Origin of the sequence: Bifidobacterium sp. (assembly GCF_022640935.1) — a bacterium.
Classification (GTDB): domain Bacteria; phylum Actinomycetota; class Actinomycetes; order Actinomycetales; family Bifidobacteriaceae; genus Bifidobacterium.
The window spans coordinates 1-14,236 of sequence record NZ_JALCCV010000042.1; the positions used below are offsets into that span (position 1 = coordinate 1).

Consider the following 14,236-nt stretch of genomic DNA (forward strand, 5'->3'; position numbering starts at 1 on the left):
TTGACTCCGGCCCCGCGCCGCGGCCAAGGCGCACTCCATGTGGCGCGGCGCCCCGGGCCGTACCGTTCGGCGTCTTACGGGAATCAAGGATACCCGCACCACGCGAAGGCCTGCAATCGTCATAACGAAGACGAGGCGCCCGGTATTCCGGTGCTCAGTATTCAACGCTGAGGATATGCGCGACATCCGCCCACGGCGCGAGCGACACGAAATTGTCCCAGCCCCAGTCGAATTCACGTCCGGTCAGCTCGTCGCGGACCCTTACGGCGCGGTCGGCGGGCAGGCCATAATCACCCAGTTCGAGATGCACCATGGCCTGATGGCTGTTGTGCGCGTCGAGATTGATGATCACGATCACCGTGTCCGGTTTGCCAGTTCCGGTCAGTGCGGCAGGAATATGGCGGATGAAAGAGACAATGCTGTCATCCTCGTTGGGCAGCAGGCGCAGATCGTGGTAGCTGCGGCAGGCGGGGTGCGCGCGGCGGATGCGGTTGAGCGAGGCGAGCAGTTCGCCGATGCCGTACTGCCCGGCCCGGCTCCAGTCGCGCACTTTGACCTCGTACTTCTCGTTGTCCATCTGCTCTTCGTAGCCGGGGCGCTGCCGGTTCTCGATGAGCTCGTAGCCGTTGTAGATGCCCCAGGATGGCGAGCCCATGGCTGCCAGCACCGCGCGGATCGCGTGCCCGGCGATGCCGTTGTCGCGGAGATAATCGGTGAGGATATCAGGCGTGGTGGGCCAGAAGGTGTTGTGCTGGTAGCAGGCCTCGTCGCTGTTGGTTTCAAGCAGATACTCGTTCAGATCGTGCTTGCTGTTGCGCCAAGGGAAATAGCAGTGCGACTGCGTGAATCCGACATAGCTCAGCGCGCGCATCATGCCGGGGCGGGTGAACGCCTCAGCGAGGAAGAGCACCTCGGGATGTTTTCGCATGACGGCGGCGATGACATCCTGCCAGAAGCGCACCGGCTTGGTATGAGGGTTGTCGATGCGGAAGATCGTGACGCCGGCCTCGATCCACAGATTCATCAGCCGTTCGACCTCGCGCTCGATCCCGGGCATATCGGCGTTGAAATCGATGGGGTAGATGTCCTGATACTTCTTCGGCGGATTCTCGGCGAAGGCGATGGTACCGTCGGGCTTGTGGCGGAACCAGTCGGGGTGCTCCCTGACCCAGGGATGATCCGGCGAGCATTGCAGCGCGAAGTCGAGCGCGATCTCCAAGTTCAGTTCATGGGCGCGGGCGCATAGCGCCTTGAAATCGTCCAGAGTGCCCAGCTGCGGGTCGACGGTGTCGTGGCCGCCCAGCGCGGAGCCGATGCCGAAGGGAGAGCCGGGGTCTTCGGGCCCGGCAACCAAGCTGTTGTTGCGCCCCTTGCGGTTGGTGACGCCAATAGGGAAGATCGGCGGCAGATAAACCACGTCGAAGCCTTGCGCGGCCGCGCGTTCGAGGCCGCTCGCCGATGTGCGCAGGTTTCCGGGGGTGATCTTGCCGGTTTTCGGGTCGCGGGCCGCGCCTTCAGAACGGGGGAAGAACTGGTACCAAGCCGTGAAGCTCGATTGAGGCCGCTCGACGCGGATCGTTTTGGGCTGGCTGGGTGAAATGGCGTCGCGTAGGGGATGTTCGGCATGCAGCCGCCCGATGGCTTCATTGTCGGCGGCGGCAAGCCGTTCGTGTCCGTTCAGGCTGTCGTCGGCAATGCGTTTGGCCGCCGCGCGCAGCGTCCGGCGGTCGGCTGCAGACAATGTGGCGTCACGGTCGTGCGCCCAGCGGATGAGCAGATTCGCACCCGAATCGAGTGCGTTTTCCACGTCGTCGTGCACGTCGATTTTGATGCGGGCGTCGTGCAGCCACGAAGCATATGTGTCTTCCCAGCCTTCGATGACCAGGCTCCAGTCGCCGAGCTGGCGGCGCAGCGCGGGCCATTCCTCATCCCAAGGCCTGATGGTGCTGTGATTGCCGGCTTTGAGCGCCACGGACCAGCGATCCAGCCCGGGGTTGACGCAGGCCATCGGCATGCGCAGCATTTCGCGGCCGCGTGGATTATGCAGCACGGCGGTCGCGCCGATCGCACTGCGGCCCTCGATGAAGACCTGTGCGGTGACGCAGAAAGTCTCGCCGAGTTCGACGCGCACCGGGAACGTGTCACGCTCGCGGCTTGGCGTTACATCCATTACCGCAACCCGGCCGAACTGCTCCGGCGAGGTCACTGGTATGGTCGGCGCCGGGTTCTGCTCGTCTGTCTTCGGATGGGCGTGCGGCGCCCGTGGCTGCGACGATGCAGCGGTATGCCGTGTCGTGCTCTTCGAGCGCCTTGCATGTCGCGGAGCGTCTGATGCGATCGGGGTTGGCGCCGTCATAGCCGTCTTCGGTTTCGTTGGGGCGCCGGTTGTTGCACCCGGGGCGCCGGCAGGGGCATCGTTTGTGGCGGATTGACGTGCTGATCTGCGGACGGCGGCGGTGCCGGCGTGGTCGTGGTGTGCTGGTGTCGCCTCATTGCCTGTGTGGTGTGTAGCTGCCATAGTGCCATTGTAGAGTGCCTGCGCCAGAGGATAGGACTTGCGTGCCGCATGCTGATAGTCCCAATCGCCATGCGTGCCATTGCAGTGCGCGCCGCTATCAACACGGCATCATCCGTAATCGTTTTATCCACATTTCAGCCATGCGCAGGCGAGTTATCCACGACACGCCGGCGACTACGATCCTTCGACCACAGCACCCGTTCCGGGATGCGGAGGCATGGACGAATATGACAGGCTCGTTGGCACACGCCGCAACGCTGCGTGCCAACGAAAGGAAGATCATGAACACCACGTTACGAAACCGGCCTGCGGCCATCCTCGCTGTGCTGGCGACGATCTTGCTGACGGTCTGTCTGCCTACGGTCGCGCGGGCCGCCGATCTGCGCCGGACGGACAACAGTCGCTACCTTACCTATACTGCGGGCGGCAGCACCCAATACCTCGGAGTGATCGCGCAAGATGACGATTCCGACTACTACTGCATCGAAAGCGGCTCCTCGGCCACGTATCGGATCGACGAGGTGCGCAAGATCGCTGCCACTGACGACTCGCGGCGGCTGGCTTGGCTGATCGACCGCTATCAAGGTGGCAGCGACCGGCTTGCCTATGCAGCGATCGGGCTGCTCGCGCATGACCTTTACGAGCTGGACAAAGCGACGTGGCGGTCTCGCCGTGTGGCTGCCGTTCGCACGATCGATGGCATTCTTGAACGCGCGGACGAACTGTGGCATGAAGCCGGAGCCAACGCGCCCGCCGATGCGAAAATCACGCAACGCTATGCGCAAGGCCTGCGCCAAGGCGTTGTAACGGCTCTCGTTGTGAATGCCGCGGGAGCACCTGTTGCCGGCGTGCCGTATACGCTCACGCTTGATGGCCCGGCGCGGTTTGACAATGGGCTGAACGCGGTGAACGGCATCTCGGGCTCGCAGGCGGTCGAGTACCGTTGGCAGGCGACAGAAGCCGGCGAAGTGTCGGCGACTGTATCATATGGGAGCCATATGCTCGAGCAGATTGTCAGCGGACAGGATTTCGTGCGCTCCAGGGCGAAAGAGTCCAAAGTCGGCGCCGCAGCGTTCAAAGCCCGCAAGGACTTCACGCCCTCGTTGGCCACTCGCGTTTCCGCGAAGATCGTCGATGCGGGCCAGGTGGTTGCAGACGAAGTGACTGCAGGGGTACGTGGCGCGGACAGCTACTGGCCCGATGGATTGCAACTGGCGGCACGTGGCTGGTATTTCGACAGGCTGGTCGCTGGCGCGCTGAAGGAGGGCGTGCCCGCGCATAAGGGCGAAACCGCTCAAGCGTTTCTCAAACGGCTTGAGAGCATGGGGCACAAGCCCGTGGCATATGGCGCCGCAAGTTTCACTGGACCCGATCAACGCGTGAACGTGCAAGCCACGGTGAAGCCTGGTGGTTCCGAACCATACCGGGCTCCCACCACCGCAGGCTTCGGCACTTGGGTATGGGCTTTCGAGCGCGAGTCCCTAAGTGAACAGGCGCGTGCATATGTCCTTGCTGACGTGGTCACGCCGTTCCTGGAAGCAGCGGAAACCAACTTGCATCGCGCAGTGGTCAGCGTTCGGTCCAGCGTGGGCGAGCATAGCGCGAACTTAGGCTCGAAGCTTGATGACGCCATCACTGTCTCAGGTTTTCCGGACGATCATGGATCGTTTGCGGGGAGTGCTGAATTCGGATTCGACCCGGATCGGCCGCATGCGCAGGTGAGCGTGTGGTGGGCAGGAGACGCGGACAACGCCGAAAACGACGAGCAGTATCGGCCCGACAGGACCGAAGAGCCCAAGCATGACAAGCATCACCAGCTTGTGGGGACTTGGGATTACCCGGCGGCCAACGGCACGTTCCGGGTAGGCTCCGGAGCGCCGGACGCTTATGGCAAGCCGGTAAATATCCGCGCCGAAAGACACGGATGGTATGTGTTCGTCTGGCGGTTTGCGGGAGACGACCGTGTCATGCCCGCCGTGAGCGCCTACGACGACGCATGGGAACGTACGCGCGTTGCAGATGCCGTTCCGCATAAGCCGCCGGTGATCACTACGCAGGTCGACCGGCCCAAAGTCAAGCTCAATGAGCCGTTCAAGGATGTCGCGCGGGTCGTCGGCGATATAGAAGCAGGCTCTACTGTGGAATTCAGCGCCTACGAAGCCGTAGCCAGAGGGGTCAAACCGGATGCGGATGCCACATTGCTTGATGGCGAACGCGTGCGGCTGGACCACATTGTGGGCGATCAACAGGTTTCCAGCAGCAAAGTGCGTTCGGCAAAGCCGGGATTTGTGTATTGGAAGGCCACGGTGTTCTCGCCGAAAGGCGATGTGCTCGCCACCCATGAGCTTGGTGCCCACGGAGAGGTCGTGGAAGTCGTGAACGACAGCAGCTCGCCACCATCCTTGCCCGGTCGGCCTGCCGAGTTGGCACGCACTGGTTCCTCGGTGCTGGCCTTTGCCGGCATCGGTGTCACTGCAGCGCTTGTAGGCGTGATGATGGTGGCCGTGATCCGGAGACGATCCTGAGCGGAATGCAGCTTGTGCGCGGGCGACTACTTGCCGACAAGCCTGGGGATGTAACGCTGCATCAGGAATGCGCCGACCATGCCGCAACAACCCATGAGCACGGCTGCTCCCGATAGACTCGATACCGCTGTCATCGCGGAAATCGCAAGCGGGCCGAAGGCCGAGCCGGAGTCTGTGAACACGCGCCAGCCGCTGAGGAATCCAGGCATCTCATCGGGGGCGTACCGGGTGGCAAGATCGGAGCCTAACGTCATGACAATGCCGCTTCCTAGGCCATTGGCAATCGAGAAAAGGATAGCGACGGCGACGTATCCCCATTCGTTGAGCGCGAAGGGGAGTGCCAGATGACTGATGCTGATGCCCAACAGCACTGGCACGGCCGCCCAGCGTCGTCCGAAACGGTCCATGATCTGCCCGGACGTGTAGAAGAGCGAAAGGTCTACGGCTCCAGCGATGCCCATGATCAGCGCGATATGCGATTCTGAAACGTCAAGCTGCACGCCCCACAGCGGCAGTATCACTTGGCGGGAGGCGCGCATGGCCTGCAGAATGCCAGCGGCGATCCCCATCCTGATCAGGATGGGGAAGTAGGTGACGATCGGCAATCGGTGATGAGTGAGTTTCTGCACCCCGATTTTTTTAGCGGCGTCACGTGCGCTGTCCGCGGCCATGTCGGCCTGCGGTGTTGGCGAGGCTTGATGAGTCGGCGCGGTCGGCACTGTTGACGAGACCGCGGGCGAGGTCGTCAACGAAGCCGTCGATGAAGGTGTGGCAGAGACTCGGGCCTTATTGTGGACTTCGGCGAGCGCCTTGTTCTTCGACAGCAGCTCTTCGGGGTCGGGAGTCATCCACAGGACTACGAGCACGGTCAGGCACGCTGCCACATGCAGCCAGTACACGCTGCGCGAGCCGGCAAGTGCAATGACGGGGGAGGCGAGGAACGGTCCGAAGAAGTATCCGACTCTGGATGTGCCTCCCAGCAGCGACAATGCGCGAGCGCGGTACCACAGCGGGGTCCATACGGTGAGGAAGGTGTGCCGTGCGAGGTTGAAGGCTGCCGAGGCGATGCCGGTCATCAGGACTCCTGCGGCCAGCATGATGAGATTCGGGGCTTTCCAGCATATGATCGCCGACACGATCGCTGTGGCCGCAGCCACGCGCATGGCGAAGGTCTCGCCCCAGCGTGCGACGATGATACCGGCAGGCATGTCGCCGATCACCACGCCGATCATCAAGAGGCCCGATATGATGCCCGCTTCGGCGACGTTCGCCCCCAATGCCGTCGCAGTAAGCGGCACCACCGGGATGAGCGCGCCCTCACCGGTCGCGAAGAGGATTGCTGGCATATACACCGGCACAAACAAGTGCCGCAAGAAATCCGTCTGGTCTGTCTTCGCTGTTCGCTCCGTACCATGCGCCATCCCGGGCCGTGCCTCCTGTTCGCTCCATATCACCTTGCGCGAAATCACGCATGTGAGCCATTCCGTTCGTTCTGCCGCGGGCCGTTCGCGCGAACCAGCCTGCGTGCAGCGCCCTGTACGAACGTCGTGCGCAAGAGACCATCCCGCGTCAATCCATACGTCGCGCCGTAGCGCAATGCTCTGCAAATGTTGCCTGTGCGGCGGCTGTACAATTGCATTCTCAACGATTCCCTGCCGACCATAGCAGTATAACGGCTACTCCATATTATTCTTGTGTCAGATGTTCCACGGGCTGATGATTGAGCTGATTCGCAACGGCTTGGACTAACAGCGAAAACATCGCGAATATACAGAACAGTGCCGCCGCTCGATACGGTGGGAATATGAATGCAACAACAACAGCCATAGGATATACGGCAAATCTTCCCATCACCGATACGTCGAATCTCGGCGAGCGCACGCTCGAAGCTCCATCCTCTCGCCCGCATGATCTATGAATCGCAGTCAAGGCCATGTCCGTGAATCCTGTGGATTCAAAACTGCGTGGGCACCCCCCCCAGCCGGGATCGGCGTCTCGCTATGCGCAAACCTGCGCAACGGCGAACGACGTGGCACCAGCTAAGGGCAGGGAAGCAGAATATGGGATATATGCCCGCCGACAATATGTTTTACCCATGTTTTGATGGTGCTGTGCCGGCTTGACTACTACAATGCAGAGTGTCTGGTGTTTGGGCGGTATCGTTCGTCATCATGCAGTCTGAGGAGGATCATGTCGGTATCCGTAGCCACGGTTGAGGATCTGTTGGACTCGCTCCATCTTCCGTACGAGGTGAAACGCCACGCGCCGATCACGTCAGTTCAGGAAGCCCTCGAATCGGGAGTGCTCGGAGAGCTCGGCATCACGGCCGGCGACATCGTGAAAAACCTGCTGCTCAACGACACTGCCGGCGAGTGCTACCTGTTGGTCGCCCCGGGCATGGGCAGGACCGATCTGAAATCCATGGCGAGGCACATCGGTTCGACACGGCTGAGTTTCGCTTCGCTGAAAACCTTCGGCACCGTGTTCGGACCGTCCAAGGGCCATGTCACATTGTTCGACCTGCTCGACGACGATGATCGCATACGCAACGTGCATCTCGTGCTGGATGCCAGAGTCGCCAAAATCGCCGGAAACACTGCGTTCCATGTCGGCACCAACACCGTCTCCGTGCTGGTCAGGGCGGCGGATACCCCCACGATAGCCAGCGCCATCCAGCCCTCGTACATCACCATATGATTTATTAAGCAGATTCGGGCGAATAGGACGTTCCCGTACGGGAAAACACTCATATGCCAGTTCGCAGAAACGTTGGGATTCCGCCAAAAAATGATGAACGAATTTGTTGGTTACTTCGCGAAGTGCTGAATAGACGAAAAAAGTGCTGAATAAACAGGTGAGCCGGATGTCGCTGGGTTGCTGGTGGCTCATTTGGGCACTTGCCCGCGCGGCCAGACCGGGCAGCCACGTTGCAGCCGTTTATTCAGCACTTTTTCGTTTATTAGGCACATGCATAAACCATGCGGCGCATGCGCCTTTCACGTAACCATTGGAATTCCGCCAATCCCGGCTGTGCGGCGAAGCTTTGAAGCGGATTCGTTGCTGTTTCCTGTGTTTTATTGGGCGATGGGTGCCGCTGATCGCTGCGACCATGCCGCCTGAACGTGCCTTGGCTCAGGAACGACACGTCCTTGGGCAGCGGGCCAGCTGGCGGAGCTTGCCGGCGCGATGGCGTTCCTGGCGAACGGCTAGGGCGTCCTATTGTGAGCGGCACGATGCTGGCCGTCACCGTGGGCTGCCCATCTTCTGATTTGGCCGTTCCTGATGTGCGCCAAGGATGATCTTCGGGGGTGGCCGCCCCCTTGGCTGGCGTCGCTGGAATTCCCTGAAGGCGGTGTTGGATGGCTTGAATGTTGCGAGGATGAGCGTTGCCCGACCAGTGGGGCAAGCAGAACGAAAGACAGTATGGGCACCTCGGGGACAGCGAGCTTGATCGTGGCCGCGATAGGGATAGAGCCGAAGAGACAGCCGCGGCGACGGTCAACGAGCAGCGCAGCAAGGAGAGGGGCGCGCGCAGAAGAAGCGAGACAGGGACAAAAGCAGCCATGAACGACAGAGCACGGACGGCTCACATGTTTCCCATGTGGGCGAGGATGATCGAGCGGCCGTGTCCGGAATTGCTTGTTCGATTTTGCTGGCGGCATCCGGCGAGGTCGTGATCTGTGGCTTCGAAATGCGCGTGTCGGCATGAATCGAATGTGCTGTCGGTGGGTTGTTTCCTGAATGTGTGAATGCGCCATGGAGCGCAATGGCGGCGATGCCGACGCTTGCCATGTCGTTTCGTGAGTATTGGTATCGCATGATCCTATAATTGGTGTGGACGGTTAGCTGGCGGCATCGTCGCGGTGGACATGGGCGGGCCCGTCCGTGTGGAGTGCCTCTCGACGGCCGGTTGATGTTGCAAGATGCAAGGTTGATGGAGGCGTAGGGCTGCCTTCATAGATGGATAGGGGAATGCGATATGAGGAGCATGTCTGTTGGAACTTCTGGGATGAACGCGTCGCGCATCGCCTTGGGGGTGATGCGTATGGATGCTCTGGAAAGGGGCGATGCGGCGAATGTGCTCGACACCGTGCTGGGACGCGGCGTGAACTTCTTCGATACGGCCGACATCTATGGTTTCGGCGCGGGCCGGGCCCACGCCAGTTCCCGGAAGTTCGGAATGGCCATGAAGGATACGGGCGTGGTGCGTTCCGACATTTTTATCCAGACGAAGTTCGGCATAGTGATCGACTATGCTGATGGCGGCGCGTCCCGTTACGACTCCTCCATCCAGCATTTGGGGGAGTCCCTTGACAGGGAGCTCGACGCGCTGGGGACCGACTATGTCGACAGCGTGCTGCTGCACCGTCCGGACCCTTTGATCGATGCGGACGAATTCGCCGATGCCATCGATGGTTTCATCGCTTCCGGCACGGTGCGCCATGTCGGCGTGAGCAACATGGATCCTCGGCAGATCGAGTACCTGCAGGCCTCGCTCAAGGTCCATATCCAGGTCGACCAGCTCCAGTTCGGGCTGATGCACACCCCGATCATCGATGCCGGAATGCATGTGAACATGTCCGATGCCGATGCAGTCAACCGTGAAGGGGACATCCTGCCATACGCGCGGCTGCGGAACATCACCGTCCAGGCGTGGAGCCCCTTCCAGTCGGGCACGCGATACGGCGCGTTCGTCGGCAATCCGCATTTCCCGGAGCTCAACCGCGAGCTCGACAGGCAGGCACGCAAGCATGGCACGACTGCGAATGCGGTAGCGGCGGCATGGGTGCTGTATCATCCTGCGATGATACAGCTAGTCCTCGGATCGATGAATCCAGGGCGGCTTTCGCAGATGATCGACGGCGATGCCGTTCAGCTCGAGCGGCAGGACTGGTGGGATCTGTACAAGGCTGCAGGCCATCGGATCCCCTAGGGCGCGTCATGCTGCCGGACCTGCTGAAGTCTGCGCATGCCACATGGAGTCCGAGGGCCCGGCGCGGCATTCCATCCTTCGCTTGGCACGACTGGTATCGTCATGAAGGGGAAAATATCCAGCCGGGCAGTCGCGGCTATTGGCGGGCTTGCCTGGCGTGTCTGAATACGGTGAGGAAGTTGATGAGGACGAGGAGTGCGGTGGAGATGAACACCCCGCGGTAGCCGGCGAATCGTGCGACTCCGGATCCTATCTGTGGGCCTACGATGTTGCCAATCGCCTGGAAGCTCTGGTTCCAGCTGAACACCTCTCCCATCATCGTGTGGGGCGAGTTCTTGGCAAGGATCGTCTGCACGCTGGGGATGAGCGCTGCGTCGGACACGCCGATCATCAGGCGCAGGGCGCCAAGCTGCCAGATGTTGTGGACGAAGGCCATGGGAGCGAAGACGAGCATGGAAAAAGCAAGGCCGGAAAGCAGTATCCAGTGCGTTCCCACGCGATCGCCCAAACGGCCGAACAGGGGTGCGGCGAACAGAGTGGCGACGCCGTTGATGGCCTCGATCATGCCAGCTGCCAGCGCGACGTGACTGTCGCCGCTCATGAGCATGCGGACGTAGAGGCTCAGGATCGGTTCGATGGAATTGTTGGATGCCTGGATGATCATCGTGGTGACGAACATGCCCACGATGATGGGCCGGTCGGACAGCGAGGCGAAGAACCGTGTCGACTTCCGGCCGGGCTGGCGGACGGCCGGGGTGAAGTTCTCGTGCACGCAGAAGATGACGAGGAGCAGTGAGGTGAACATGCATAAGCCGGTCATGGCGAAGGTGTAGCGGTAACCGATGAACTCGGCGATTACTCCGCCGACAAGGGGCCCGATCAGCGTTCCGGAGACATTGCCGGTGGTGAGCGTTCCGAGGGCCTGTCCGCTTTGTCTGCGGGGCGTCTGGATGGCGATCAAGGCGTTGGCGGTGCTGACGAACCCGTTGAACACTCCCAGCAGGAGCCGCAAGATGATGAGTTCATACACGTTGGTGGAGAATGCCGTGGCCGTCATGACCACGGCCATCCCGAGGGAGGCACGTATCAGCATGGGCTTGCGCCCATATCTGTCTGACAGCCGTCCCCAGAAAGGCGAGACGACGGCTTTGGTGATGAACGGTGCGGAGAATGCCAGGCCACTCCAGAAAATGGTTGCCGAGTTCGAGAAGTCTCCCAGTTCGCCGATGAACAGTGATATGAATGGCGCTATGCAGCTTGATCCGATGCCTGCGATGAAGGTGCCGAACCAGAGCACGTGCAGATTCTGCTTCCATTCAGGACGGCCAGCGTGCTGGACGGCAGGTCGAGAGGTTAACGCCATGTGATGATCCCTTTCCGCTCATCGGTCCGGGAAGACAGCACGCACGAGCAAGCCGCAGGGGTTGGTGAATCCCTTGCGATCGTAGGGCTGCCTGTCGGGGCGTTCAGGGTTCGCCGTCCCTTCTTCGGGCGCCGGAAGTCTTGAGACGCGGCCGGTCCGAACAAACTGGGCAATTCTATAGCCAGGGACGCCCGTGGCGCGAATTTTTCCCCTTCGGCTGAGCGTCCCCGCCGGACTGGAGCTCCTTCCGCAGGCGGCGGCTCTTCGCAGACGCCATATGCGTGCTGCGGAGACTGTTGGAGGGCCTGTACGGCTCATATTGCCAACGAGCTCATATTCCGCGTATAGTCAAATCGCGATCTGCAGGATGGATTGCATCCATGGAAGTAATTCAATGAATGCGTGAATAGATGAAGATAGTTGTCGTTGAGCCGCTGAGTATTTCCGTCGAAGAGTTCGAGCGTGACGCTCATGAACTGCTGCAGGACGATGAGATCGTCAGATATGCCTCCCGGCCTAAAAACGATGCCGAATGCATCGACAGGGTTGAGGATGCTGACGTTATCGTGGTGGCGAATCTTCCTTTGAACGCTTCGGTGCTCTCGCATTGCGGGCATTTGAAAATGGTTTCCATCGCGTTCGTGGGTTATGACCATGTTGATGTCGACTATTGCCGCGATCACAACATTGCCGTGACCAATGCCCCGACGTATCCCACTGAGGCGGTGGCGGAGCTCGCGATCGGGCTGACGCTCTCGGTGTTGCGGAAGATTCCGCAGGGCGACCGGGCGGTGCGCTCTTCTGGAACCAGTGCGGGACTGGTGGGCGGACAGCTTGCAGGGAAGGTCTTCGGCATCGTGGGCATGGGCCGGATCGGACGCGCCACGGCCATGCTCGCCCAGGCATTTGGTGCCACGACCATAGGGTTCAACAGGTCACCACGGGATGTTCCAGGGATCAGGCAGGTGGATTTGTCGCAATTGTTGCGGACTGCCGACATTGTTTCCCTGCATGTGCCGTTGACGGACGGCACGAGGCATCTGATCGGCGCGGAGCAACTGGCGCTGATGAAGCCAGGCGCGATAATCATCAACACGGCGCGGGGCCAGATCATCGACAACGACGCCCTCGCTGACGCCCTTTCGGCAGGACGGCTGGCCGGCGCGGGACTGGACGTGTTTGACACTGAGCCTCCCGTGAACCCCGACAACCGCATTCTTCATGCACCCAACACCGTTCTCACGCCCCATGTCGGGTTCGACACGGGCGAGGCGCTGACGGCACGGGCGTTGGAGGCGCTGGGGAACATAGGCGACTGGCAATCCGGAAACGACAGGAATCGTGTCTGAATGCCATCCAGACCCATGAATAAGGAGGCCTGGCCATTCCGGCCGTGAACATGCTTTGATGGGCGTGGAATGCGGCATTGTGAACCCATGTCCTTGCGTTGCTTGCGGTTTGTCGGCTGGCGAGGGCGCTTCGAACGTGGGACCGAATATTCCGCGCATTTCTTATGTTCGACTGAGTATGGGCAGGATCAGTCTGCGTCGGCTGGCGCTCCGATGACGAGAACGATGTGACTTCCGAGGGCAACGATCATGCTGGAATTACTCGCACGACTCGAAGCCATCCATAATATGGCCATGTCTTATGGCGAGATATTGTTACGATGCGGGCTGAGGCGAGTCCCATGCGGATGCGGAGTGCAACCAGTACAGGCGCATCTTTGATTTGGTTGTTTCGCCTATTGCTCAGGAAGCCATACGATCTGCAACGGGACAAGGGTCCAATGCCGATTTCGGTGACTTGCTGCTCCATGGTCTATGTGGAGTACGGCATCAATACAGTCCCCGGTCGATGAAAAATTTTCTGACGCGCCCTTCGTTTCGCCTTCCGGATGATAGCTTGCTGCCATCGGCGTCTGCACGGATGGGTTCCTTGGATCATCTGGTTTCAGCAAGATCGAAAGCGAAAATCTTCTACCTCTAGAATTTATATATTTCGAATGGTAAAACATTTGTGTCGTACAGTACATGTCGATTGGCCATGAGTGTTGATTGGTGCGGCATGCGATGGTTTTGGGCGCATTGGTCAGAATGGAGTCCCAGGGAATGAGAGCTGAAGCGGAAAGCCATAGGCACGGACGCGGTCTCATTGAATATGCAAACGGGCCTTCGCTAGAGGAGGTCAACGGTTCGATCAGCGTCCCGCATAACATAAGCTTCGCGAAGACCCTGTTCATGTATTCCGGCCCGGGGGCTCTGGTTGCGGTGGGGTATATGGATCCCGGCAATTGGTCAACGTCAATCACCGGGGGGCAGAACTTCTCCTATCTCCTGATGTCGGTGATCTTGCTATCAAGCCTGATTGCCATGCTGCTGCAATACATGGCGGCAAAACTGGGGATCGTGAGCCAGATGGATCTCGCTCAGGCCATTCGCGCCCGCACCGGAAAGGCTCTCAGCGTAGTCCTATGGATTCTGACGGAGCTGGCAATCATGGCGACCGACATCGCCGAGGTGATAGGTGCGGCCATCGCGCTCTACCTGCTGTTCCGCATTCCTCTCGTGCTCGACGTGTTCATCACGGTCGGCGACGTGTTGCTGCTGTTGCTGCTGACCAGGATAGGGTTCCGCAAGATCGAGGCAATAGTCGTCTGTCTGATCGCAGTCATTCTGCTGGTGTTTCTCTACCATGTGGTGCTTTCCAAACCGGATTGGGCAGCCGTGGCGGCCGGGCTCATCCCGACCGGCAAGACCTTCGCAGGCTCCCCGCACATCGGCGGCCAGACCCCGATAACGGGAGCACTGGGGATCATCGGCGCAACCATCATGCCGCATAACCTGTACCTGGGGTCATCCATTTCGCAGATACGTGCGGTGGATCATCATAATCAG

General features: G+C 60.3%; 8 protein-coding genes. 5 read left to right on the forward strand and 3 right to left on the reverse strand.

What is annotated here, in order from left to right; genetic code table 11:
* Positions 1-154: 154 nt before the first annotated feature.
* Complete coding sequence (locus LKG04_RS08185) at positions 155-2,356, reverse strand: alpha-1,4-glucan--maltose-1-phosphate maltosyltransferase (RefSeq protein WP_434734863.1); 2,202 nt, start codon at positions 2,354-2,356, stop codon at positions 155-157.
* A gap of 443 nt (positions 2,357-2,799) precedes the next feature.
* On the opposite strand from LKG04_RS08185, the gene LKG04_RS08190 reads away from it, so the two are divergent.
* Entirely contained in the window at positions 2,800-5,043 is a 2,244-nt protein-coding gene (locus tag LKG04_RS08190; protein ID WP_291762186.1) for a peptidase, read from the forward strand.
* A 26-nt stretch (positions 5,044-5,069) separates the two neighbouring features.
* Here the strand turns inward: LKG04_RS08190 and LKG04_RS08195 are convergent, their stop codons facing one another.
* On the reverse strand, positions 5,070-6,389 hold the full coding sequence (locus tag LKG04_RS08195; protein WP_291762188.1) for an MFS transporter: 1,320 nt from the start codon (positions 6,387-6,389) through the stop codon (positions 5,070-5,072).
* Between the two features lie 844 nt (positions 6,390-7,233).
* Here LKG04_RS08195 and LKG04_RS08200 point away from each other — a divergent pair.
* Both LKG04_RS08200 and LKG04_RS08205 read left to right on the forward strand, forming a co-directional pair.
* Positions 7,234-7,740, forward strand: a complete 507-nt coding sequence (locus LKG04_RS08200; RefSeq protein ID WP_291762190.1) for a YbaK/EbsC family protein — start codon at positions 7,234-7,236, stop codon at positions 7,738-7,740.
* A gap of 1,291 nt (positions 7,741-9,031) precedes the next feature.
* Positions 9,032-9,976: an aldo/keto reductase gene (locus LKG04_RS08205; protein WP_291762193.1), complete on the forward strand. Its 945-nt coding sequence runs from the start codon at positions 9,032-9,034 to the stop codon at positions 9,974-9,976.
* Between the two features lie 136 nt (positions 9,977-10,112).
* Here the strand turns inward: LKG04_RS08205 and LKG04_RS08210 are convergent, their stop codons facing one another.
* Complete coding sequence (locus LKG04_RS08210) at positions 10,113-11,339, reverse strand: multidrug efflux MFS transporter (protein ID WP_291762196.1); 1,227 nt, start codon at positions 11,337-11,339, stop codon at positions 10,113-10,115.
* 410 nt (positions 11,340-11,749) lie between these two features.
* Here LKG04_RS08210 and LKG04_RS08215 point away from each other — a divergent pair, with 410 nt between their 5' ends.
* Positions 11,750-12,688: an NAD(P)-dependent oxidoreductase gene (locus tag LKG04_RS08215; RefSeq protein WP_291762199.1), complete on the forward strand. Its 939-nt coding sequence runs from the start codon at positions 11,750-11,752 to the stop codon at positions 12,686-12,688.
* Positions 12,689-13,450: 762 nt separating this feature from the next.
* On the forward strand, positions 13,451-14,236 hold a 786-nt coding region (locus LKG04_RS08220), incomplete at its 3' end, for an Nramp family divalent metal transporter (RefSeq protein WP_291763765.1).